This is a genomic window from Weizmannia acidilactici (genome assembly GCF_008974185.1).
Lineage (GTDB): Bacteria > Bacillota > Bacilli > Bacillales > Bacillaceae_C > Weizmannia > Weizmannia acidilactici.
Genome location: NZ_BKZP01000013.1, coordinates 21,723 through 45,090, shown reverse-complemented (window position 1 = coordinate 45,090; position 23,368 = coordinate 21,723). Strand labels below are relative to the sequence as shown.

Sequence of the window (23,368 nt, the reverse complement as noted above, 5' to 3'; positions counted from 1 at the left end):
TTTTGATAACGGAAATTTCCGCCAACCGCTACTGTTTGGTTCACGGCTGAAGTTCAGAGGCGGTAAGCATTCAATCGTGCCGGAAAGCTTGCAGCCAAAGGCTTTCCTCTCTGAAAGGCCGTAACAGAATACTGTTGTCCCCATCATCACATTGACTTTTTCATTCCATTTCAAATATGTAAGATATTATAGAAGTTTGCGGCGAAAAAATCAAGGGATGGAAAACAATTATTCGTTGGCGGCATGCTGTTCATGCAGGAAATGGGCCCGGCTTTTTACGTTCACGCGTTCTTCAAATATATTGCAAATCGTCCGGATCAGCGCATGGTCCGGGTTATCCGTGTAGATTTCAATCTTTGCGGGCGAAATCGACAAAAGCGGCGCAATCGTGGCGGAATCAATATAAACGGGATGGTTGGTAAGCAGCCTGCGGTCAATCATTTCATCCAGCTCTTCCCTAGTAATTTCCCGAAATTGTTCATTGTAAAATTTTGCCTGCTCTCCGAGGCAAAGCTTTACCGTTTCTTTTTTCGGCTCTTTTTGTTTCAAATAATCCCGGAGGCTTTGAATAAAAATCTGGTATTCCTGTTCCATTTTATATTCATCGATGGCAATCCCGACATAATTGTCAAGTGCATCGAAATAAGCCTTTAATCGGAATGTCAGCAAAGAATCAATTGGCAGCGTGCCTTCTCCGCCAAGCAGCGGCCCGACTGCTTTCCCGATTTCCCGGCATTCATCAATTTCCCCTGCCAGAACCGTTAATTCCGGCCGCTCCCCTTTTAACATGCCGACAACAATTTCGAGAATGCGGTTTTGTTCTTCTTCCGCCTGAAAAAAATAAAAATGTTTTAATTGCCCGCGGATCCACCCATTTCTCTTTTTCTGTATAATAAAATCGACGACAGCCCGTTTGAGTTCCTGTTCACTGCCGGAAACCTTAAGGGAGTAGTTTTTTTCCCCCGGCAGCGCCACTTCCCGGATCTGCACGTCCCCGCCGCATCGTCTTGTAAAATATTCCTTTACCCACAGCGCATCTTCCTTGTCTTTGAATAGGAATTCCAATCCAAGCCCCCCTCATAAGGTAAAACGTTCTCCACTGTTTTACCTTATGTATATGAAAGGGATTGGACAAATAGAAGAGGCTGTGCACGCAGGCAGGGAAAAAAGAAAGGGCCCGGCCCCGCTCTTTCTTACAGGGGTTATGCCCTTTGGTTCAACCCTTCCATTTTAACAGGGACGGCGAGGTATTTGATACGTTCCAATACGCGCGCCGCTTTTAATTTTTCCTCTTCCCCGCGCTGTGTGTAAGTCAGGTGATACATTAGCTCTTCATAGTTAAAATTCGATGTAAAAAATGTCGGAAGATCTTCCTGCATCCTGTATTGGAGAATCGGCCCGAGCACCTCATCCCGTGTCCAACTCGAGTTTGTTTCCGCCCCGATATCATCAAGCATCAATACCGGCACCGATTTGACCATCTCGAGTTTCTCCCCTGTGGAATGGTCACCGAGCGATTCCTTCATTTCACGGAAAAATTCCGGCACATACACAATTAAAGACGAAACCTGCTTCATATCGGCCAGCTGGTTTGCAATCGCCCCGAGCAAATACGATTTCCCGACGCCGAATTTGCCGTATAAATACAATCCTTTCATTTTTTTGCCAGGCTCGTATTCGCGGACAAAGCGTACGGCCAAATCATATGCAACGAGGCGGCCAGGATGGTCCAGCGAAAAATCGCCGAATGACGCCTCAAGGATGCTTTTCGGCATATGCATGCTTTGGATCAGCTTGCGCGTTTTATTTCGTTCATCTTCCAAAATTTTCTTTTGACATCTTTTATAGCGGATTTCAATATTGCCATTGTGCACAACGAGCTCCGGAACGTAACCTTCCATCAAATTTATGCACTGGTCAAGGCTTTTGCAGCGGCTGCAGTTTTTTTCCTGCGAAATATATTCATACAGTTTCATCCAGCTTTTTTCAATCATCGACCTGGTGACTTCGCCGCGGTGTTCGTCCAAAAATGTGCGGATTTCGGGGTGGGAGATAATTTCCCGCTTCATTTCTTCATACCGCTGCCGAAAACCTGGATTGGATGAAAGCCTTTTTAACGTCTCATTAATGTTTTCCACAGCCTTCACCCTTTCTTGTATTGTTCGCGTATTTTTTCAAGCCTTTTTCTCTTTTCCTCCAGCGTTTCCCCGTCTTCCGCAACCGCTGCGGTTTTATTTATGGTTTCCTGTTCAAACCAATCCGGCAATTTTTCTGTTCGGATCGGCTTCCTTCGTGTTGTGGCCCTGTTTTCTTTGTCGTTCATCCACTGCTTGTACTGGCGGTCTTCTTTAATGGCCAGCTCCATCGCTTCCTTAACTGTCTTCAGTTTTTTGCGGGCCCAGTGGGATGCGACTTTTTCCAAATAACTCTTGGACAGTTTCATATCGGTTTTGAATAAAACATATTGGATGAGCACATTCATGACGCCCGGTGGAAGCTGCTGGGCAAACATAACATCTTCAATGGCGGTAAGGTCCGCCTTTGACGGTTCGCTGCCGCCTGAAAAATCTATCAGCATCTGGCGCGGGGACGTATTCTCCAGGTAATGGATTAATTTTTCTTCCTGCGTCTTTCCTTCATCCCGGGCATCCGACTTGTAGATTTCCGGCTGCAGGCGGTCAATGAGGCGCGGCAATTCTTCAGAGTGCTCGATCTGGTACCAGTCGCGCGCGGTTTTCCGCAGCTCGTCAACCCGAATTTCCTGCTCAGGCGTTAGAGCGCTCAATAATATTTGTTTCATTTCCAATTCATTAATATCATATAAAAACGACAGCTTTACAATCGCTTCTTTTACTTCGGGCGTAATGGCGCGCAGCGGGATGACCGCATCGCGCAGACCCGCATACAAAATATCGAAATTGAAATGGGTGTTTTCGATTTTGATGGCTGAAGCAGAGTTTTTCCCGATATACCGGCGGTTTTCTTCGAGCCGGCTCAGTTCCTGCGCTTCGGTGTCATTCAGCACTTCGGGGCCGATTTTTGCGGCATACACATCCTGGAAGGAGCGAGTGATTTCCCGATATTCGCCAGGTTCGACGGCACGGTCTGAGAAAAAGTTTTTCAGCCGCAGAAAATGCGTCCTGCCCAATTGCCGGTACAAAAAGACGTTCAACAGCCCGTCGTTGAAAAACTGTTCCGGCGACAGGGGCGGCTGTAGTTCATAAATAAACGTGCGGATATCGCCGCTAGTTTTGATAAACGTCTTCAACAGCCCGATGCCCTCCAGCTTCAGCCGGGCTTCATAAATGTCGGACAGATTCATTGATAAAAAATTCATGAGATGGTAATGGTTCCAGTCTTCGGACCATAAACGGTTGATTTCCACTTCATTCCACAATGTCATATACAGACTGTAGCATTGCGGCCCGATCAAAGGCTGGTATAAAAGCGAAATGACCTTTTGATCATAGTCCTGCAGCAGACCGTTTAACGCTACCTGGTAACGGTCTGCCGGCTGAATTTCGTTCCAAATCTGTTTCATAAAGGGCACTCCGTTTAAGCATTCTTGTTCAGCAGTTCTTTCAGTTCATCCAAAAAGACGTTTAAATCTTTAAATTGACGGTAAACGGACGCAAAGCGGACATAAGCCACTTCATCGACTTCTGCCAGTCTGTCCATGACCATTTCCCCGATCAGGCTTGATTTGACTTCCGTGTAGCCTTGCCTGCGGATTTCTTTTTCAATGTCCATTGACATTTTCTCCAGCTGTTCCAGGGATACCGGACGCTTTTCGCACGCCTTGATCAACCCGCGCAAAATTTTCTCGCGGTTAAATTCTTCCCGGTTGCCGTCCTTTTTCACGACGATCAGCGGGGTTTCTTCCACTTTTTCAAAAGTGGTAAAACGGTAAGAACAGTCTTCGCATTCGCGCCTTCTCCTGATCGAACGCCCTTCGTCCACTGGCCTGGAATCAATGACACGCGTATTGTTGCTATGGCAAGACGGACATTTCATATTAACACTCCGTTCCTATACATTCTTACCTCCATCATATATAAAAGAAGCCGAATAGACAACTTATTGCCATTAAAAAACGGGATGAAAAATCACCCCGTCGAACATCATCCTTTATTGGCTTTGCTTGCAACGTCCATTTTCACTGGACCCATACCGCGCGGAAGCTCGATTGTTTCCCTCGAAGTTGCCCCCAATTTTTCCGCAATATAATTGGCTGCCACTTTTGGATCCAAATGGCCGCAAGTATAGACGTCAATACTTGCATAACCGTGTTCCGGGAAGCTGTGGATCGTTAAATGCGATTCGGAAATAATGACGACCCCGCTTACGCCCTGGGGCGCAAATTTGTGGAATGCGACCTCGCGGATTTCAGCGCCCGATTTCAATGCTGCGTCGACAAACAATTGCTCAATATAATCCATATCATTCAGCTTGTCTGCATCGCAGCCCCACAATTCTTCAATAACATGACGACCCATGGTTTCCATGATCGTTCCCCCTTTACATGAATTTAGCGACCTAAAATACTCAAGTCACTTACTTGCCACTACCACGGGGGAAAGTTAGTCCTAAGAGGTCCTAACCCTTTAAGTAGTCGCAATGAAAAAGCCTAACTTCATTTTCATGCGTGATTCATCAGAAGTTCACGGAAAATAGTATACTGATTTTGCCCGGTAAATGCAATCATTGTTTTTTTGATTTATGCCGTGTTCTCATTGCGAAAGCCGCTTCTTTCCGCGGGGCTCCCCGCGTTGCCCGCTGCGGGGTTCGCTCGGCCTTCTTATCCCTTAGTGCCTCGTGGATGGCCTGTATATAAAAAACCGGTTGCAGCATTCAAACCGCCAATGGTTTGGACACCGCACCGGCTTTCCATTATGCGATATTCATTTTTTCCGCCTGTTCCATTTTTTCGGCAACTAGCTGCGCCAGTTCGACTACGCGGCAAGAGTAGCCCCATTCATTGTCATACCAAGCCAAAACTTTTACTTTGTTCCCTTCCATCACGATCGTAGAAAGCCCGTCAACAATAGCGGAATGCGGATTGGTATTATAATCCGCAGAAACGAGTGGCTCTTCCGTATAATCCAAAATACCGTTAAGTGAACCTATCGCGGCCGCCTTGAACGCATCATTTATCTCTTCCACAGTTACTTCTTTTTTCAAATCGGCAACGAGATCCACGAGGGACACGTTCGGGGTAGGCACACGCAGCGCCATGCCGTGCAGTTTTCCTTTTAATTGTGGCAGGACAAGGCCCAAAGCTTTGGCGGCGCCTGTTGTCGTCGGGATTATGGATTGGGCACAGGCCCTGGCGCGACGCAAGTCTTTATGCGGATTGTCGATGTTTTTCTGGTCATTTGTATAAGAATGCACTGTCGTCATCAGGCCGTTCACAATGCCGAATTGTTTATCAAGCACTTTTGCGACCGGTGCGAGGCAGTTTGTTGTGCATGAAGCATTTGAAATAATGTGATGCTGGTCGATATCTAAAACGTTTTCATTTACCCCTAACACAATGGTGACATCTTCGTTTTTCCCCGGTGCCGTCAGCAGCACTTTTTTGGCGCCCGCCTGCAAATGGAGTGCAGCTTTTTCCCGCGCGTTAAACTTGCCGGTCGCTTCGATGACAAGATCAATGCCCAATTTTTCCCACGGCAGTTTGGCCGGATCGCGTTCTGCCAACAGTTGGACATGTTTTCCGTTCACAATGAGCGTATCCCCTACTCCCTTGACTTCGCCCTGGAATACGCCGTGGATGGTGTCATATTTGATTAAATGTGCCAAAGTTTCAGCAGGGTAGCAGGCATTCACTGCCACGATATTTAAAGAATCGTCCATCATGGCTTTTCTGAAAACCATCCTGCCGATACGGCCAAGACCATTAATCGCGATTTTCGTTTCCACAGTGTACAACTCCTTCAAATAATAAGTGACATACTTTTTAAACCATTATTCTTTAATTAGTATATCATATTTTTTAAGTGGTGTAGCGTTATTTCATCCATTTTTCCATAGAAAAAACCATGATGCAAAAGATCATGGTTCTAAATTCCATTTCAATATAATTTTTTCCAGCTGCCGTTTTGTTTCGACGAGGCCGCCATTGTTGTCGATCACGGCATCGGCAAGCGCCGTTTTTTCCTTTAACGGCACTTGCGCGCGTATCCGCATCAGCGCTTCTTCTTCTGAAAACCCGTTGCGGGCCATTAATCTTTTTAACTGCGTTTCTTCGTCCACGTATACCAAAATGGTACGCTCCACCATAAAGGTGAGCCGGCTTTCAAACAGAAGCGGGATATCCATGATTACCGTCTTTTTCCCTTCCCCGAGCGCCCGGTCTTTTTCCCGCGCCATCCAGGCCTGGACTTCCGGATGGACGATTCCATTTAGTTTCAGCCGCAGATCTTCATTTTGGAAAATGAGCGCACCCAGTTTTTTCCGGTCAATCGAACGGTCTTCAAGCAATATCCCTTTCCCGAATGTTTTTATAATATGTTCATAGGCCCGTTTGCCGGGTTCCACCACTTTTTTTGCGGCCACGTCGGCATCGACCACCGTAAAACCTTTTGCTTTCAACATATTGGAAACCGTGCTTTTGCCGCTTGCAATCCCTCCTGTTAATCCGATAATGTTCGCCATGTCCATCCCCCGCAACTTATCATGTACTTTAAAATTTGCAAATTCCGATGAAAATGAGCAGGATGCCTGGAATAAAAGAGACTTTTTGGATCCACTGCAAATGGGAAAAAAGTTTACCAAGCCGGATGCCGGATGACACAAGCACAAAACTCATGCCGGCAACGAGCAGGCTGAGCAAATAAGGGGAATATCCCATCATCGCCGCGCCGATCCCCGCCCCGAACGCATCAAGCGACAGGGCAATCCCGAGCATGACCGCTTCAATTCCGGTAATAATGCCGGACCGGTCGAAATCCGCGCTCGTCGGTTTTTTTAAAATATGGATAACCACGCCCAAAGAGTGGATTTCAAGGTTCAGAACGACCTTTTCCGCAGGATCTTCTTTTTCATCGTTCGACAGGAAAAATTGGATAATTACCCATAAACCGATTAAAATCAAAATGGCGCCGCCAAGCCGGTTTGCCGTTTCCGGCCGCATCAAATGCAGTAATGTTTTTCCGAACAGCATTGATATAAATAAAGATGTGCCCGAGCATAACGCGATAATGATTAAAGATTTGAGCGGAATTTTCATTTTCCGCAGCCCGTATGTAAAACCTGTACTGAAATTATCCAAACTGACGGCAAATGCCAACAACCATATTGAAAGCTGAAGCCCCATGGCCCTCGCCCCTCCCGTTTCGCATGCTGCTATCAGTGTATGGAAGGGGCTTAGCCGATGTTCATGAAATTATTTGCGTTTCTTTTGGCAGTTCGGACAGAAATGGGTGCCCCGGCCGGCTGTAACCATCTTTTCGATCGGGGTGCCGCATTTTTTGCAGAGCTCCCCTTTCCGGCCGTATACAAACAATTCCAGCTGGAACATGCCGATCTGTCCCTGTGAGTTAACATAAGAACGGACGGTGCTCCCGCCTTTATCAATGGCTTCACGCAGTGTTTCGATGATTTCGTGGTGGAGCAGGTGCACTTCTTTTTTCGTCAGCGACTTTGCTTTCCGTTCCGGATAAATGCCGGAACGGAACAGCGCCTCATCGACATAAATATTCCCAAGCCCTGCCACAACTGTCTGGTCAAGCAGGACCGCTTTAATATTCCGCTCGGTTTTTTTTAATTTCCCGTACAAATACGATTCGGCAAACGCATCGGAAAACGGCTCCGGCCCGAGCTGCGAAAGCGGAAGAGACGCCATTTCCTCCCCTTTTAAAAACAAATGCATTGTCCCGAATTTGCGCACATCTTTATACCTTAATTCTTTTCCGGATGCAAAAGTGAAAATGATATGGGTATGCTTCTCCACCGGTTCGCTTTTGCCGTAAACTTGGTAGCGCCCTTCCATTCGCAAATGGGAAACAAGGGCATATTTATCCGTGTAAAAAATAAGGAACTTGCCGCGCCGTCCGAGCGAGCGGATCGTCTCACCTTTCAGGGCATCGGCAAACTGTTCCGGGATTTCCGGCCTTTTAATGATTTTCGGCCAAAGCACGGTTACCTTTTTAATCGTTTCGCCCGTTACAAGCTGTTCCAGCGTCTTTCGTATTGTTTCTACTTCCGGCAATTCCGGCATACTTGATTCCTCTTTCCTTTCTTTGTTGCCAAATCTTATTTTGCGTCAAACCACGTCGGCCCGTATGCGGAATCGACTTTCAAGGGAACCGACAGCTCCAGGGCATGCACCATCACATCGGGCACGATTTTTTTCAGCACTTCAATTTCTTCCTCTGGCGCTTCAAAGATCAATTCGTCATGGACTTGCAGCAGCATCCGCGCTTTCAGGTTTTCCTCTTTCAGCCTTTTCGCCATGTCGATCATCGCTTTTTTAATGATATCCGCGGCGCTCCCCTGGATCGGCGTGTTCATCGCCGTCCTTTCCGCAAAGCTGCGCAGGTTGAAGTTCCGGCTTGTGATTTCCGGAATGTAGCGCCGGCGTTTCAAAAGCGTTGAAACATAGCCTTTTTGTTTTGCTTCCGTGACAATTTCATCCATATATTCCTTGACGCGCGGGTAGCTTTTGAAATACCGGTTGATAAATTCGCCCGCTTCCTTCCGCGTAATGCCAAGGTTTTGCGAAAGTCCATAGTCGCTGATTCCGTATACGATCCCAAAATTGACGGCTTTCGCCTGCCTGCGCATATTCGGCGTTACGTCCTCCGCTTTGACGTGAAAAACTTCCATCGCCGTTTTCGTGTGAATGTCCATATCTTCCTGGAACGCTTCGATCAGCTTTTCATCGCCTGAAATATGGGCCAGCACACGCAGCTCAACCTGCGAATAGTCGGACGAGAAGATGACCCATCCTTCTTCGGACGGCACAAACGCCTGCCGGATTTTCCGACCCTCTTCCAGGCGGATCGGGATGTTTTGCAAGTTCGGGTCGGTGGAGCTGAGGCGTCCTGTCTGCGTCAGTGCCTGGTTAAACCGCGTATGCACTTTCCCGTCTTCATGCACGACTTTTAACAGCCCTTCAATATAAGTGGACTGCAGTTTTCCGAGCTGGCGATAATGGAGGATTTCCTTCACAATATCGTGAGCAGGTTCCAGTTTTTCCAGCACATCCGCCGATGTGGAGTAGCCCGTTTTCGTTTTTTTAATGACCGGAAGCCCCAATTTTTCAAAAAGGATGATGCCGAGCTGCTTCGGCGAATTGATATTGAACGTTGTGCCGGCCATTTCGTATATTCTCTGCTCAATCTCATGGAGTTTGCTTTTAAATTCTTCGCCCATCTCTTTTAAACGGTTCGTGTCGACTTTTACCCCGGTGTATTCCATATCCGCCAGAATAAGCGAAAGGGGCAGCTCCAATTGTTCAAACAGCTCAAGCTGCTCATTTTCTTTCAGCGCATCCGTGCACGGGGTTTCAAGGGCTGCGATCGCTTCCGCTTTGCGGGCAATATGTTCGGCATACACATTTTCTTCCGGCAGCCTCCGTTTTGCCCCCTTTCCGTACACCGCTTCATCCGTTTCAACATTTTCGTAGCCGTGCGTTTTTGCAACGGAAGCGAAATCCTCCACCGTATCGGATGGGTTCAGCAGGTAGGAAACGAGCAAAAGATCAAAATCGATGCCCCTCAGTTCCATGCCGTAACGCCGCAAAGCGACAATCGAGCGTTTTGCATCATATACATGCTTGATTTTTTCGTCATCTTCCACCCATTGTTTAAAAGCGGTGGAATGCAGAGCATCTTCTGCGCGCAGGAAAAAGAGCCCGTTTTTGTTTTTCAGCCCGAAACCAATGATCTCGCCGGTATGGTAATTCTCATCCAAAATTTCCACATAGAAAGAGGAAATATCGGCAAAAAGGCCGTCTGTGATGTCTTCGGCAATGGAAAAAGATATGGATTCTAGCGCGGCTTTTTCTCCCGGCTGGTCGTCTTCACCCATTTTTTCGAGCATCGACTTAAACCCTAATTCTTGATATAAACGCCGTAATTTCTCCATATCCGCATGCTTGTATTCCGCCTGGCCGATCGAAATCGTGAGGGGAATGTTTCGGTTGATCGTGGCGAGCTGCTTGCTCATGAGTGCCTGGTCTTTATAGGCTTCAAGTTTTTCCTGTAATTTTTTGCCGGACACTTCATCGATATGGCTTAACAGCTCTTCCACCGTCGGAAACTGTTTTAACAGCTTGACCGCGGTTTTCTCCCCGATGCCCGGCACGCCCGGGATATTATCGGAAGTATCGCCCATCAACCCTTTCATGTCGATGATTTGTTTCGGCGCAAGCCCGTATTTTTCCTGCAGATGTTTCGGCGTATAGGCTTCCATATCGGTAATGCCTTTGCGCGTTATCATGACTGTCGTTTTCGGGGAGGCAAGCTGGGTCAAATCTTTGTCCCCGGAAATAACTGTCACTTCAAACCCTTCTTCTTCCGCCAATTTCGACATCGTGCCGATAATGTCATCCGCTTCATAATTTTCCAATTCGTACCGTTCGATCCCAAATGCATCGAGCAATTCGCGGATGAGCGGAAACTGTTCGGAAAGCTCCGGCGGGGTTTTTTGGCGGGTCCCTTTGTATTCGCTGTATGTTTCATGACGGAATGTCGTTTTACCGGCATCGAACGCCACCAAAATATGCGTCGGCTTTTCTTCTTCCAAAATTTTAGAAAGCATCATTGTAAAGCCGTACACCGCATTTGTATGTATCCCTTTGTCGTTATTTAAAAGTGGCAAAGCAAAAAATGCCCTGTAGGCGATGCTGTTTCCGTCAATTAAAATCAATTTTTTCAAAACAAAAACCTCCCAAAAAAGTGGAGAATATACGTTCATACTCCTTATCCCATTTTAGCATGTTTCCATGAAAACGAAAAACAGCTGCACTTGTTAAGGCGTAAAATGCAAAAAAGCCTAAACGGACCAGTACAGGCCCATTTAGGCTTCATTCTTTTTTGATTAGTCCAAAACAGCCATGACGTTCTTTACAGAGCCGGCGGATTTATCAAGGGCAGCTTTTTCTTCCTCGGTCAAATCGAGTTCGATAATTTTTTCAATGCCGTTGCCCCCCAAAATCACCGGCACACCAAGGTAAATACCGTTATAGCCGTATTCGCCTTCGAGATAAGCAATCGCCGGCAGGACGCGGCGCTGGTCTTTCACAATCGCTTCAACCATTTCTGCCAAGGATGCCGCCGGCGCATAGTAGGCGCTGCCGTTGCCGAGGAGATTGACGATTTCGCCACCGCCTTTGCGCGTACGTTCCACTATTCTCTCAAGCCGGTCTTTCGGAATCAATTTTTCAAGCGGGATGCCGCCTGCATACGAATAGCGGACAAGCGGAACCATATCGTCGCCGTGGCCGCCGAGCACAAAACCGGTGACATCTTTTACGGACAAGTTCAATTCCTGCGCCACAAATGTTCGGAATCTCGCCGTGTCCAGTACGCCGGATTGGCCGATGACACGGTTTTTCGGGAAGCCGGATTCTTTGAAAACCGTGTAAGTCATGGCGTCAACCGGGTTTGTCAAAACGATGATCATTGAATTTGGCGAGTATTTCACGACTTCTTTCGTCACGCTTTTCATGATTTTTTGGTTCGTTTGCACAAGGTCTTCGCGGCTCATCCCTGGTTTGCGCGCGACACCTGCAGTGATGACAACAACCTCGGAATCTTTTGTGTCCTCATAATTGGATGTGCCGGTAATATTTGCGTCAAATCCCTGTACCGGTGAAGCTTCGAGCATATCCAAAGCTTTCCCTTTCGTCGGATTTTCCATTTGCGGAATGTCGACGAGCACCACATCCCCGAGTTCTTTTTGGGCGAGCAAAAATGCGGTTGTGGCCCCCGTAAATCCCCCGCCAATGACCGAAATTTTTTTCCTCTTCATCAAGATGGCCCCCCCTTGTTTTAATGTAAACTGGCTATTCAAAGAGCAGTCTATTGCATGCATTCAGTGAATTCTTCATCCCGCGCTTTTCATTTTGGACGGTGTTATTCCGCCATGTTTTTGATCAACTCATCCCCGAATTCAGAGCATTTAACTTCTTTTGCCCCTTCCATTAGGCGGGCAAAGTCGTAAGTGACCACTTTGGAAGCAATCGTTTTTTCCATTGATTGGATAATTCGTTTTGCCGCTTCATTCCAGCCCAAATGTTCAAGCATCAATACGCCCGACAAGATGACGGATGAAGGGTTGACTTTATCCAGTCCCGCATATTTCGGCGCAGTGCCGTGGGTCGCTTCAAAAATCGCATGGCCGGTTTCGTAGTTGATGTTTGCCCCCGGCGCAATGCCGATGCCGCCGACCTGTGCAGCAAGCGCGTCGGAAATATAGTCGCCGTTTAAGTTCATCGTAGCAACGACATCAAATTCACGTGGACGCGTTAAAATCTGCTGCAGGAAAATATCGGCGATCGCGTCTTTGATAATGATTTTTCCGTTTGCTTCCGCTTCTTTCTGTGCCTGGTTCGCGGCTTCAACCCCTTTTTCTTCTTTAATGCGGTCGTATTCGGCCCATGTAAATACTTTATCGCCGAATTCCCTTTCCGCCAGTTCGTAGCCCCAATTTTTAAACGCGCCTTCCGTATATTTCATGATATTGCCTTTATGTACAAGCGTAACGGATTTCCGGCCTTCTTTAATGGCATAATTAATTGCGGCGCGCACGAGACGTTCCGTACCTTCTTTTGAAACCGGTTTGATCCCGATTCCGGATGTTTCAGGAAAGCGGATTTTATTTACGCCCATCTCATTTCGCAAAAATTCGATGACTTTCTTCACTTCAGGCGTGCCTTCCTTGTATTCGATCCCTGCGTATATGTCTTCCGTGTTTTCCCGGAAAATGACCATATCGGTATCCTGCGGGCGTTTTACCGGAGACGGGACGCCATCAAAATAGCGTACCGGGCGGAGGCAGACAAACAAATCGAGTTCCTGGCGCAGCGCAACATTTAAAGAGCGAATGCCGCCGCCGACAGGAGTCGTTAACGGGCCCTTAATCGCAATTAAATATTCGCGGATCGTATCAAGCGTTTCAGCAGGCAGCCATTCGCCCGTTTTGTTGAAAGCTTTTTCTCCTGCATATACTTCTTTCCATACAATTTTCTTTTCGCCTTTATATGCTTTTTCAACGGCAGCGTCCAGCACGCGCTGTGCAGCCGCCCAAATGTCCGGGCCGGTCCCGTCGCCTTCGATGAACGGGATAATCGGGTTGTTCGGTGTTTTTAAAACGCCGTTTTCAACGGTGATCTTTTCTCCTTGTGCCATATAGAAATCTCCTCCAGTTCCATATCAGGTATATTTCTGTTAATCTTTATTTTCGTGCACGGATGGGCCGGCCCCTCCCGGAAGTACCAGCTGGAGAACGGCCCATCCTTTTTCAGACAGCCGCACTTGTAAGAAAAAGCCCCATCCCCTTAAGAAGCTTTTAGCAGACGCAAACCATCCGGTTAACGGTTTTCGATCGGGATGTATTTTTGCATGCCGGGACCGACGTATTCCGCACGAGGGCGGATAATCCGGTTATTGGAGTATTGTTCCAAAATATGGGCAAGCCACCCGGATACGCGGCTGACCGCAAAAATCGGTGTGAACAGATCGTGGTCAATTCCAAGACAATGATAAACAGATGCGGAGTAAAAGTCTACATTTGCCGGAATGCCTTTTTCAGTTGTAACGATTTGTTCAATTTTTACCGACATATCGTAATATTCGCGCTGCCCGGTCAGTTCTGTCAGTTTTTCCGACATTTTTTTCAGGTGCTTCGCGCGCGGGTCACCTTTTCTGTATACGCGGTGTCCGAATCCCATGATTTTTTCTTTATTCATGAATTTTTCCTGCAGGTAATCTTCCACTCTATCAATTGATCCGATTTCGGTGAGCATCTTCATGACCTGCTCGTTTGCCCCGCCGTGCAGCGGCCCTTTCAATGCGCCGATTGCAGCAGTAACACCGGAATACACATCGGAAAGCGTCGCAACACAAACGCGCGCGGTAAAAGTCGAAGCGTTCAGCTCATGGTCCGCATGCAGCACAAGCGCTTTGTTGAATGCTTCCACTTCAATATCATCCGGTTCTTTCCCCTTTAACATATACAGGAAATTCTCGGCAAAGCCAAGATCTTTTCGCGGTGCAACCGGTTCGAGGCCTTTCCTTACCCTTGCAAAGGCCGCGACAATAGCAGGAATCTTAGCCTGCAGGCGGACAGCTTTCCGCATATTCGCTTCCTTGTCCATCGCATCCGCTTCTTCGTCATAAAGCGCCAGCGCAGAAACAGCGGTACGGAGCGCGGCCATCGGATGGACTTTTTCAATCGGATAGGTTTTAAAGCTTTCAAGTATTTCTTTCGGCAACTCCATATTTTCCGCCAGCTGTTGCTTCAATTCATCCAGTTCGGCCTGTGTCGGAAGTTTCAAATTCCACAATAAATAGATCACTTCTTCGAAACTGGCATTTTCCGCTAAATCATCAATGCTATAGCCGACATATGTAAGCGTGTCATCGATGATCGAGCTGATTGAGGTTTCACTGGCGACTACCCCTTCTAGACCTCGTGTTGCTGTCATGGTTATCTCTCCTTCTCCTTACGGTAGTTTTCCCCATCTCTAACGTAAATAAGTTGAATTTGGTTTATACGTTGTTTCTGCGAAAAACAATCGACAAAAAATCGATTGTGCCCCGGCACCATGCAAGCGATCACATATCCTATTATAATATAATATTTATATTTGTCTATTTTTTGTCGTTCTTGTTCTCGCTTACATGAATTATTATAAACAATTTTCTTACATATTTGTACAAAAAATAGACAAAAACAGCTAGGAATTTTCTCTTTTAGTATAGCGCTTTCATTATTTGGGTGACAATCATTTTGTTTTGACATGATCCAGTATCCGAATTTGCGAGGCTCCTGCGGACAAAGCGGTGCTTACGGTAAGAGGCGGCGTGCGGGGGGATCCGGGTGAATTCCACAAATAGCCTACTTTTATAACCGCGCTGAAAGTCAAAGCCCGCAGATTTCTCCTGCAGGCTTCCACTTAAAAACTGTTTGAGACCCATTCGACGATTTTCATTGCCATATACGCAATCCCCGCCCCGATCAGCGGGCCGACAGCAACCCCATTAAACAGCGAAACGGCGAGAATGGTGCCGAGCACGAGCGCCGTCGTAATCTGGGGGTCACTGGACAGCAGGGTAATGCCGTTTTTTGCCAATAGTGCCACCACAACACCAGATGCGAGCGCAATCCAGGCGTAAGGAGATTTTAATGATTCATATAAATCTTTAAATCCGATCTGACCGGCTGCGATCGGCGCCAGGACGGCAATGGTGATAATAGTTACGCCCCAGTTGATCCCTTTTGACTGGATCGCGGAAAAAATTTTGGCATCAAGCCCCGCAACTTTTAAGACAAGCAGAACAGCAATGGAAATCATCAAAGACTGGTTTTTTGCAACAAAACCAATCGCAAGCAGCATCAGCAAAAATAAATACGGCTGGTACAAATCATTTCAACCTTCTTTCTATATTTTTTAAAAAATTCCGCAGATAAGCGATTATTTTTCTGAATATTGAGCAAAGATGGAGAAGGGAAGTATTTCAGAAAAAAACTTCTTTTCCTTTGTTTTGCGGTCGCCACCGTGTAAAATAATAGCATAAACCATTCGTAGGAGGGTCATGATTGAATTCTGTCTACATACACCGGGCGTTTCGGGGCCTCTTTGTTGCCTTGTGCATTCTCGCCGGAATTTATGCCGTGTATCTGGCCGTGAAGTACGCCTATCCGTTTTTAATTGCGCTTTTTATTGCGCTGCTCATTAATCCGCTTGTCAATTTCCTTGAAAGAAAGGCAAGGCTTCCGCGCACCCTTGCCGTTATTATATCCCTGATTTTTATTATCGGTGTCTTTGTCGGCATCATTACATTGCTTGTCGCCGAAATTGTGGCGGGAGCCAATTATTTGGCCGATGTGCTGCCGAAGCATGTCCAAACGCTCGTCAATTATACCGAATCGCTTGTGACCGCCCAGGTGCTGCCTTTGTACGACCAATTGGCGGGACTGTTTAAAAATCTTGACGCAGGCCAGCAGGAAACGATAGTGCAAAACATCCAAACTGCCGGCCAGAAAATCGCCTCTTCCGCAGGGGATTTTTTATCGGGGCTGTTTAAAAAACTGCCTGGGCTTGTTTCCTGGATTCCAAATGCGGCAACGGTGCTCATTTTTGCTTTGCTGGCAACGTTTTTCATCAGCAAAGACTGGAACAGCTTCTCCGAAAAAGGGAAGCTTTTGCTGCCGAAAAAAGCAAGGAGAAGCGGGATCACCGTTTTTTCCGACCTCAGGAATGCGCTGTTCGGATTTATCCGTGCCGAATTGACGCTCATTTCCATGACGCTCGTGATTGTGCTCATCGGACTTCTGGTTTTGCGGGTCGACTATGCGATTACAATCGCCCTCGTCTGCGGCATCGTTGATATTTTGCCGTATTTGGGGACGGGAATCGTATTTGTGCCATGGATTATTTACGAATTTATTACCGGCAGCATTCCGCTTGCAATCGGGCTTTCGGTCCTTTATATCGTCGTCGTTGTCCAAAGGCAGATCATGGAGCCGAAAATTTTGTCATCCAGCATCGGAATGAATCCGCTCGCCACGCTGATTGCGCTGTTTGTCGGCTATAAAATGGTCGGCTTCCTCGGCCTGATCCTCGGTCCTATCACGCTTGTGCTGCTGACGACGCTGATCCGCGCCCGCGTTTTCCATGATATTTGGAACTATATCATGGGCAAAAAAATCGTGTAGGCAACAAAAAACCGCAGGGACAGGTGCTGCCTCTGCGGTTTTTGTTGCCTTTACCTTTACAGTACGGTTGCATGCCCGTCGTAAACCGAACCGGTTGCCGCATCCACCGTAATTTCCTGGCCGTCTTTAAAGATTGAGGTTGCATTTTCGAGGCCGACAATCACCGGTATGCCGAGATTGATGCCGACAACCGCGGCATGGCTCGTCAGGCCGCCTTCTTCGGTAATGAGAGCGGTGCATTTTTCGATGGACGGCATCATTTCCTTGTCCGTGCTTTTTGTGATTAAAATGCAGCCTTCTTCCACTTTCGCTGCTGCTTCTTCAGGATTGTTTGCGACAACGGCCATTCCGAACGCCGATTGTCTGCCGATACCCTGGCCCTTCGCCAGCACATCGCCGATCAAGTGGACTTTCATCAAGTTCGTTGTGCCTTTTCCGCCAACAGGAACGCCAGCCGTGATGACAACAAGGTCGCCGTGACGGACAATGCCGGATTTCAAACTTTCGTCAACAGCAATTTCAAGCATTTCATCGGTATTTTTAGCCTGCGTGCCCAATTGCGGATAAACGCCGGATACTACCGTTAAGCTGCGCTGTACCTTTGGATCGGAAGTAACCGCAATAATCGGGGCGGCCGGGCGGTATTTCGAAATCATGCGCGCCGTATAGCCGCTTTCTGTCGGCGCGATAATTGCATTGACATCCAGGTTCAAAGCGGTATGCGCTACAGACTGGCAGATAGCATCGGTCATATTATGATCCGTGCTCTTGCTGCGTTTATTTAAAATATCGCGATGGTTAATCGCTTTTTCAACATGGACCGCAATATTGTACATCGTTTTAACAGCTTCTGCAGGATATTTCCCGGCAGCTGTTTCGCCGGACAGCATAATTGCATCGGTGCCGTCAAAAATCGCGTTTGCCACATCGCTTGCTTCGGCGCGTGTCGGGCGTGGGTTTCGCTGCATCGAATCAAGCATTTGTGTTGCGGTAATCACCGGTTTGCCGAGCATATTGCATTTTCTGATCAATTCTTTTTGCACCAAAGGCACCGCTTCAGTCGGGATTTCAACGCCAAGGTCGCCGCGGGCAACCATTAAACCGTCGGACACCGCCAGGATTTCATCGATATTGTCCACGCCTTCCTGGTTTTCGATTTTAGGGAAAATCTTCACATGCAAAGCGTCATGTTCTTCCAACAATTGGCGGATTTCCAGAACATCTGACGGGCGGCGCACAAAAGAAGCCGCAATAAAATCGATGCCCTGTTCGAGCCCGAACAAAATATCGCTGACATCTTTTTCCGTGATCCCTGGCAGGTTGACAGAAACGCCCGGAACGTTCACGCCTTTTTTGTTTTTCAAAACGCCGCGGTTCATGACTTTCGTATGGATTTCCCCGTTTTCTTTGTCAATGGAGGTGACTTCAAGCTCGATCAGGCCGTCATCAAGTAAAATTTTAGAGCCGACATGCACATCATTGATCAGGCCTTCATATGTAATCGAGAATTTTTCCGGTGTTCCCAGGACCTCCGTCATTGAAATAATCGGCGTCATGCCTTCCACTAATTCGAATCCGCCGTCTTTCATATCATGCGTGCGGATTTCCGGACCCTTTGTGTCAAGCAGCAAACCGATTGTTTTATTTTTATTTTTTGCAGCCTGGCGGATATTTTTAATTCTTGCGAGGTGTTCTTCGTGGCTCCCGTGGGAGAAATTCAAGCGGCATACATCCATGCCGTTTTCCATTAATTTCTCAAGCATTTCAACACTTTCGCTCGCAGGTCCAATCGTACAAACGATTTTTGTCTTTTTCATTGTATTTCCTCCTAAAAAACTCAAATGGACAATTCTTTCGATAAGCGGTACATATTTTTGTCAATGGTGTGTGGCTGGCCAAGAATTTCAAGGATATCGTGATCAACAAGCTGGTTGTTTTGAATGCCGACCGCCCTTCCGCCTTTTCCTTCCAAAAGCAGCTCTACAGCCCTTGCACCGAGGCGGCTCGCAAGTACGCGGTCAAATGCAGTCGGTGATCCACCGCGCTGGATATGGCCTAAAACAGACACGCGGGTATCACCTGTTACGCCGGCTTTTTTCAACTCTTCCGCAAATTGGTTTCCGCTCATCACGCCTTCTGCAACAATGATGATGCTGTGGCGTTTACCGCGTTTTGTGCCCTGCTGCAGGCGTTCCACAACGTCTTTCATTTCAAAGTTTTCTTCAGGGACGATGATCGATTCGGCGCCCCCGGCCAAACCGGACCAAAGCGCAATATCCCCAGCGTTTCTTCCCATGACTTCGATGATAAAAGTGCGTTCGTGGGAAGATGCGGTATCGCGGATTTTATCGATTGCATCCAATACAGTGTTCAGCGCCGTATCAAACCCGATCGTAAAGTCGGTGCCAGGAATATCATTGTCGATCGTTCCAGGTACGCCGATGCAATTAAAACCTTGCTCCGTCAGTTTTTTTGCACCTTGGTAGGATCCGTCCCCGCCGATGACAACCAAAGCTTCAATGCCGTGTTTCTTCAGCTGTTCGATGCCTTTTTGCTGTCCTTCCGGCGTTTTAAACTCTTCGCTTCTTGCAGACTGCAGAATCGTGCCGCCGCGCTGGATAATATCCCCTACGGATCCCGCTTCAAGTTTTTGAATATTTCCATGAATTAATCCGTTGTAGCCTTGGTTAATTCCGTAAACTTCCAAGCCATGGTAAATCCCTTTACGGACGATTGCGCGCACAGCTGCATTCATGCCCGGTGCGTCGCCGCCGCTTGTTAAAACTCCAATTCGCTTCATTCTTTTCACCTCTAATGATGTAATCTAATGGCAGACAGGTATTGAATGGATTGGATCAGTTCAGTACTTTAGTATCGCCAAGTCCGCCCCTGAATATATCTAAAATACCACTTTAAAAACATGTTCTCAATCAATAATCAAAAAGTAAAAATTTTTAAAATGTGAGTTCTTGAACAATATGTGTCATCATATAATGAATGCGTTACCAATCGGAGCATACTTTTGATTTTTCTATAATAAAACGTTTAAAAGCCGCTGTATAGTTGATTTTTCCTAATTATAACGGCAATAAACCTGGAAAATAGGCTGGTTTAAAAAACCCGTCTCCCTTCCGGCCAACGCAATATTTTCCCCATTCCACACATGTTTCAGGTTCCGTTCTGCTTTTCCAGCATGTATCCCACCAATGTTGAAAAAACAAGGCAACCGTTTTTTCAGCACCGGTTGCCTTGTTTTTTACAACTGTGTGCGGGCAAACTGTTCCAAAGTGGAAAACACACCCATTTTGCGGTATTTTTCGTACCTTTTTTCCACAAGTTCTTCCGGAGACAGCGCCAGCAATTGCCTCAGCGACGCCTCAAGCACCTGTGCCATTAAATCCGCCTGTACCCTCGGGTCTTTATGTGCCCCGCCTTTTACTTCCGGGACCAGTTCATCGATAATGCCCAGTTCTTTCAGTTCCGGGGCAGTCATTTTCATTGTGGCCACTGCCCGTTTTGCCTGCGAAGCGTCTTTCCACAACAGCGCAGCGGCAGATTCCGGGGAAATGACCGAGAACCATGAGTTTTCCAGGACATGGATATGGTCACCGACGCCGATGCCGAGCGCACCGCCACTTGCCCCTTCTCCGATAATAAAGCAAATGATCGGTACCGACAGCCCGGACATCTCAAAAAGGTTGCGTGCAATCGATTCGGCAATCCCGCGTTCTTCCGCCGCTTTGCCCGGATACGCCCCTTTTGTATCAATGAAGCTGATAATCGGGCGTTTAAATTTGTCGGCTTGTTTCATGAGCCGCAGCGCTTTCCTGTACCCTTCCGGATGCGGCATCCCGAAATTACGGCGGATATTTTCTTTCGTGTCTTTTCCACGCTGCTGGCCGATCACGGTAACAGGAAGCCCCTTAAATTTTGCAATCCCGCCGACGATTGCTTCATCGTCCCCGTAAACACGGTCGCCGTGGAGCTCAATAAAATCGGTAAAAAGATATTGAATATAGTCCAATGTAGTCGGCCGCTCCGGGAAGCGTGCAATCTGGATGCGGTCCCACGGCTCCATGTTTTCGTAAATTTCCTGTTCCAGTCTGGCAAGCCTGGATTCCAATTTTTCAATTTCACTCGACAAGTCGACATCCGACTGCTTTGTAAATTCCCTCAGCTCGGCAATCTTGCGTTTCAGCTCAATCACCGGTTTTTCAAATTCAAGTTCATTTACCATTGTAATTCACCTGCATCTATTGGTTGATGGATATCCAGAATCCTTGCCAATGTTTCTTTTAAGTCTTGGCGCGCGACAACCGCGTCAAGCTGGCCGTGCTTGAGAAGGAATTCTGCCGTTTGGAAATCTTTAGGAAGTTCTTCGCGGATCGTTTGTTCAATAATGCGGCGGCCGGCAAAACCGATTAACGCCCCGGGCTCCGCCAAATTCACATCGCCCAGCGAGGCAAAACTTGCGGTCACACCTCCTGTAGTCGGATGGGTCATAACCGTCACGGCCAAACCTCCGTGGCTGCTGAACCGCTGCAGGGCTGCGCTTGTTTTCGCCATCTGCATTAAAGAGTAAATCCCTTCCTGCATCCGAGCGCCTCCCGAAGCGGTAAAAATAATAAACGGAAGATGGAGCCTGTCCGCTTCTTCAATGGCGCGCGTGATTTTTTCGCCGACAACAGAGCCCATGCTCCCCATACGGAAATGCGAATCCATAACAGCGAGGACAATCGGCCGTTCTAAAATATTCCCTTTTCCTGTCAGAACTGCTTCATTTAAATTCGTTTTTGCGCGGTCTTTTTCCAATTTTTCTAGATAACCCGGAAACTCGAGCGGGTTTTTGGACACAAGGACGCGGTCAAACTCTTCAAACGTCCCTTCATCAATCAGGCTTTCCACTCTTTCGTAAGCGGTCATTTGATAGTGGTAACCGCAGTAAAGGCATACTTTTAAATTTTTCTGCAGTTCTTTTGTATACATAATTTTTCCGCACTTCGGGCATTTCGACATGATCCCCTCAGGAACATCCTGCCTTGTTTTATCTGATGGGATCGTCGCATATTTCCTCTTTTTCGGTTTTGAAAAAAAATCTTTCAGCAAATATTACCCCTCCTTTAAATGGCACCGGCAAATGCCGGGCCGCCGGTGGCTGTAATGCCGGATGGGCCGGCATTTTGTATTTCTTGTGCACCGGCAAAAAGGCGGCTTTCCCGCATCCGCATTTCCCTTTATTTCCCAATTTCGGAGAGCTGCATCGTTTTTTTGCGGATTTCTTCCGGATCCACCTGGATGCGGGCAACGCCGGTTTCCATAGCCGCTTTGGCGACGGCAGCAGCAACAGCCGGGGCAACACGCGGATCAAACGGGCGCGGAATGACATAATCCGCATTCAGCTCATGCTCTTCTATTAATCCGGCAATCGCATGAACGGCAGCTTGTTTCATTTTTTCATTGATATGGGTGGCGCGCACATCCAAAGCGCCTCTGAAAATGCCCGGGAAGGCAAGCACATTGTTGACCTGGTTCGGAAAATCGGAGCGGCCCGTGCCAATGACTTTTGCTCCTGCCGCTTTAGCGTCTTCCGGCATAATTTCCGGGTTCGGGTTCGCCATCGCAAAAATAATCGGATCCTGCTTCATCGATTGGACCATTTCTTTCGTAAGGGCCCCCTCAACCGAAACGCCGATAAAGACATCCGCATCTTTGATCACATCTGCCAGTGTGCCCTTCTGTTTATTGTGGTTCGTATATTTGGCCACCTCGGATTTTACCTTATTCATGCCGTACGGCCGCCCTTCGTAAATCGCGCCTTTTGAATCGCACATAATGATATCCCGGACGCCGAAGTGGTAAAGCAGCTTAATAATGGCAATGCCTGCAGCGCCCGCGCCGCTCGCCACAACTTTAATTTCAGACATTTGCTTACCGACAAGCTTCAAAGCGTTCACAAGCCCGGCAGCCGTTACGATCGCCGTACCATGCTGATCATCGTGGAATACAGGTATATTCATTTCTTTCTTTAGTTTTTCTTCAATGACAAAGCAGTTCGGAGCGGCAATATCTTCCAAATTGACGCCGCCGAAAACCGGTTCCAACCGTTTAACGGTCCCGACAATTTCGTCAATCTCCGTCGTGTTCAAGCAAATCGGGAAGGCATCCACGCCGGCAAAGCTTTTAAACAAAATTGATTTTCCTTCCATTACCGGGAGTGCGGCTTCCGGCCCGATATTGCCAAGCCCGAGGACAGCGGTGCCGTCCGTGACGACCGCGACCATATTGCCTTTCATCGTATATTCATACACTGTTTCCGGCTTGTCGTATATCATCTTACAAGGCTCAGCTACACCGGGCGAATAGGCTAAACTTAAGTCTTTTGCATTTTTGACAGTGACCTTCGATTTGGATTCGAGTTTCCCTTTATGTTCGCGGTGCATATGTAATGCTTCTTCGCGCAATGACATGAACCTCACTC

At 47.5% G+C, this 23,368-nt stretch carries 20 protein-coding genes and 1 other annotated feature (1 of these 21 running past the window's edge); of the genes, 1 reads left to right on the top strand and 19 read right to left on the bottom strand.

Translation table 11 applies throughout. The features are described 5' to 3' along the window. Positions 1-156 (bottom strand) — a binding site (T-box leader) (it extends 64 nt beyond the left edge of the window). A gap of 72 nt (positions 157-228) precedes the next feature. The 14 genes from BpJC4_RS07485 to BpJC4_RS07420 form a co-directional block, all read right to left on the bottom strand. After that, on the bottom strand, positions 229-1,065 hold the full coding sequence (locus tag BpJC4_RS07485; protein WP_151697729.1) for a putative sporulation protein YtxC: 837 nt from the start codon (positions 1,063-1,065) through the stop codon (positions 229-231). Between the two features lie 137 nt (positions 1,066-1,202). Continuing rightward, positions 1,203-2,138 carry a primosomal protein DnaI gene (gene dnaI, locus BpJC4_RS07480; protein ID WP_503827295.1) on the bottom strand — a complete coding sequence of 312 codons (936 nt, stop codon included), beginning with the start codon at positions 2,136-2,138 and terminating at the stop codon, positions 1,203-1,205. Positions 2,139-2,143: 5 nt separating this feature from the next. After that, a complete protein-coding gene (locus BpJC4_RS07475) occupies positions 2,144-3,541 on the bottom strand; it encodes a replication initiation and membrane attachment family protein (protein WP_151697727.1) in 1,398 nt (465 codons plus the stop codon). Between the two features lie 14 nt (positions 3,542-3,555). Next, positions 3,556-4,014 (bottom strand): transcriptional regulator NrdR, encoded by a 459-nt coding sequence (gene nrdR / locus BpJC4_RS07470; RefSeq protein ID WP_151680309.1) that lies wholly within the window; start codon positions 4,012-4,014, stop codon positions 3,556-3,558. A gap of 107 nt (positions 4,015-4,121) precedes the next feature. Further along, the gene (speD, locus tag BpJC4_RS07465; RefSeq protein WP_151680310.1) at positions 4,122-4,505 is read right to left on the bottom strand and encodes an adenosylmethionine decarboxylase; all 384 of its coding nucleotides are present in this window, start codon (positions 4,503-4,505) and stop codon (positions 4,122-4,124) included. A 385-nt stretch (positions 4,506-4,890) separates the two neighbouring features. Further along, complete coding sequence (locus BpJC4_RS07460; protein ID WP_151680311.1) at positions 4,891-5,922, bottom strand: glyceraldehyde-3-phosphate dehydrogenase; 1,032 nt, start codon at positions 5,920-5,922, stop codon at positions 4,891-4,893. Between the two features lie 132 nt (positions 5,923-6,054). Continuing rightward, positions 6,055-6,657: a dephospho-CoA kinase gene (gene coaE / locus BpJC4_RS07455; RefSeq protein ID WP_151697726.1), complete on the bottom strand. Its 603-nt coding sequence runs from the start codon at positions 6,655-6,657 to the stop codon at positions 6,055-6,057. A gap of 28 nt (positions 6,658-6,685) precedes the next feature. Next, positions 6,686-7,318 (bottom strand): sporulation membrane protein YtaF, encoded by a 633-nt coding sequence (ytaF, locus tag BpJC4_RS07450; RefSeq protein ID WP_151680313.1) that lies wholly within the window; start codon positions 7,316-7,318, stop codon positions 6,686-6,688. Between the two features lie 69 nt (positions 7,319-7,387). Beyond that, positions 7,388-8,221, bottom strand: coding sequence for a DNA-formamidopyrimidine glycosylase (gene mutM / locus BpJC4_RS07445; protein ID WP_151680314.1), 834 nt, complete (start codon positions 8,219-8,221; stop codon positions 7,388-7,390). 35 nt (positions 8,222-8,256) lie between these two features. Next, positions 8,257-10,923 (bottom strand): DNA polymerase I, encoded by a 2,667-nt coding sequence (gene polA / locus BpJC4_RS07440; RefSeq protein WP_151680315.1) that lies wholly within the window; start codon positions 10,921-10,923, stop codon positions 8,257-8,259. A gap of 123 nt (positions 10,924-11,046) precedes the next feature. Continuing rightward, positions 11,047-11,985 carry a malate dehydrogenase gene (gene mdh / locus BpJC4_RS07435; RefSeq protein ID WP_151680316.1) on the bottom strand — a complete coding sequence of 313 codons (939 nt, stop codon included), beginning with the start codon at positions 11,983-11,985 and terminating at the stop codon, positions 11,047-11,049. 98 nt (positions 11,986-12,083) lie between these two features. Beyond that, complete coding sequence (gene icd, locus BpJC4_RS07430; protein ID WP_151697725.1) at positions 12,084-13,358, bottom strand: NADP-dependent isocitrate dehydrogenase; 1,275 nt, start codon at positions 13,356-13,358, stop codon at positions 12,084-12,086. Between the two features lie 182 nt (positions 13,359-13,540). Continuing rightward, entirely contained in the window at positions 13,541-14,656 is a 1,116-nt protein-coding gene (gene citZ, locus BpJC4_RS07425; protein WP_151697724.1) for a citrate synthase, read from the bottom strand. A gap of 471 nt (positions 14,657-15,127) precedes the next feature. After that, a complete protein-coding gene (locus BpJC4_RS07420) occupies positions 15,128-15,595 on the bottom strand; it encodes a DUF441 domain-containing protein (protein WP_371862170.1) in 468 nt (155 codons plus the stop codon). A 176-nt stretch (positions 15,596-15,771) separates the two neighbouring features. On the opposite strand from BpJC4_RS07420, the gene ytvI reads away from it, so the two are divergent. Then, positions 15,772-16,890, top strand: coding sequence for a sporulation integral membrane protein YtvI (gene ytvI / locus BpJC4_RS07415; protein ID WP_151680319.1), 1,119 nt, complete (start codon positions 15,772-15,774; stop codon positions 16,888-16,890). Positions 16,891-16,946: 56 nt separating this feature from the next. Here the strand turns inward: ytvI and pyk are convergent, their stop codons facing one another. From pyk to ystJ, 5 genes are all read right to left on the bottom strand, one after another. Beyond that, positions 16,947-18,707 carry a pyruvate kinase gene (pyk, locus tag BpJC4_RS07410; protein ID WP_151680320.1) on the bottom strand — a complete coding sequence of 587 codons (1,761 nt, stop codon included), beginning with the start codon at positions 18,705-18,707 and terminating at the stop codon, positions 16,947-16,949. 20 nt (positions 18,708-18,727) lie between these two features. Beyond that, the gene (gene pfkA / locus BpJC4_RS07405) at positions 18,728-19,690 is read right to left on the bottom strand and encodes a 6-phosphofructokinase (protein WP_151680321.1); all 963 of its coding nucleotides are present in this window, start codon (positions 19,688-19,690) and stop codon (positions 18,728-18,730) included. A 456-nt stretch (positions 19,691-20,146) separates the two neighbouring features. After that, positions 20,147-21,127 carry an acetyl-CoA carboxylase carboxyl transferase subunit alpha gene (accA, locus tag BpJC4_RS07400; protein WP_151680322.1) on the bottom strand — a complete coding sequence of 327 codons (981 nt, stop codon included), beginning with the start codon at positions 21,125-21,127 and terminating at the stop codon, positions 20,147-20,149. After that, the gene (gene accD, locus BpJC4_RS07395; protein WP_151680323.1) at positions 21,121-21,996 is read right to left on the bottom strand and encodes an acetyl-CoA carboxylase, carboxyltransferase subunit beta; all 876 of its coding nucleotides are present in this window, start codon (positions 21,994-21,996) and stop codon (positions 21,121-21,123) included. Before accD ends, accA begins: the two co-directional genes overlap by 7 nt. Positions 21,997-22,124: 128 nt before the next feature. Beyond that, positions 22,125-23,357 (bottom strand): NADP-dependent malic enzyme, encoded by a 1,233-nt coding sequence (gene ystJ, locus BpJC4_RS07390; RefSeq protein ID WP_151680324.1) that lies wholly within the window; start codon positions 23,355-23,357, stop codon positions 22,125-22,127. Positions 23,358-23,368 lie beyond the last annotated feature (11 nt).

What these genes read in the sequence shown, in the direction of transcription:
- BpJC4_RS07475 (WP_151697727.1), bottom strand. Translation starts at nt 3,541, where the DNA reads ATGAAACAGATTTGGAACGAAATTCAGCCGGCAGACCGTTACCAGGTA.
- nrdR (WP_151680309.1), bottom strand. Translation starts at nt 4,014, where the DNA reads ATGAAATGTCCGTCTTGCCATAGCAACAATACGCGTGTCATTGATTCC.
- speD (WP_151680310.1), bottom strand. Translation starts at nt 4,505, where the DNA reads ATGGAAACCATGGGTCGTCATGTTATTGAAGAATTGTGGGGCTGCGAT.
- coaE (WP_151697726.1), bottom strand. Translation starts at nt 6,657, where the DNA reads ATGGCGAACATTATCGGATTAACAGGAGGGATTGCAAGCGGCAAAAGC.
- ytaF (WP_151680313.1), bottom strand. Translation starts at nt 7,318, where the DNA reads ATGGGGCTTCAGCTTTCAATATGGTTGTTGGCATTTGCCGTCAGTTTG.
- mutM (WP_151680314.1), bottom strand. Translation starts at nt 8,221, where the DNA reads ATGCCGGAATTGCCGGAAGTAGAAACAATACGAAAGACGCTGGAACAG.
- polA (WP_151680315.1), bottom strand. Translation starts at nt 10,923, where the DNA reads ATGAACGTATATTCTCCACTTTTTTGGGAGGTTTTTGTTTTGAAAAAA.
- icd (WP_151697725.1), bottom strand. Translation starts at nt 13,358, where the DNA reads ATGGCACAAGGAGAAAAGATCACCGTTGAAAACGGCGTTTTAAAAACA.
- citZ (WP_151697724.1), bottom strand. Translation starts at nt 14,656, where the DNA reads ATGACAGCAACACGAGGTCTAGAAGGGGTAGTCGCCAGTGAAACCTCA.
- pyk (WP_151680320.1), bottom strand. Translation starts at nt 18,707, where the DNA reads ATGAAAAAGACAAAAATCGTTTGTACGATTGGACCTGCGAGCGAAAGT.
- pfkA (WP_151680321.1), bottom strand. Translation starts at nt 19,690, where the DNA reads ATGAAGCGAATTGGAGTTTTAACAAGCGGCGGCGACGCACCGGGCATG.
- accA (WP_151680322.1), bottom strand. Translation starts at nt 21,127, where the DNA reads ATGGTAAATGAACTTGAATTTGAAAAACCGGTGATTGAGCTGAAACGC.
- ystJ (WP_151680324.1), bottom strand. Translation starts at nt 23,357, where the DNA reads ATGTCATTGCGCGAAGAAGCATTACATATGCACCGCGAACATAAAGGG.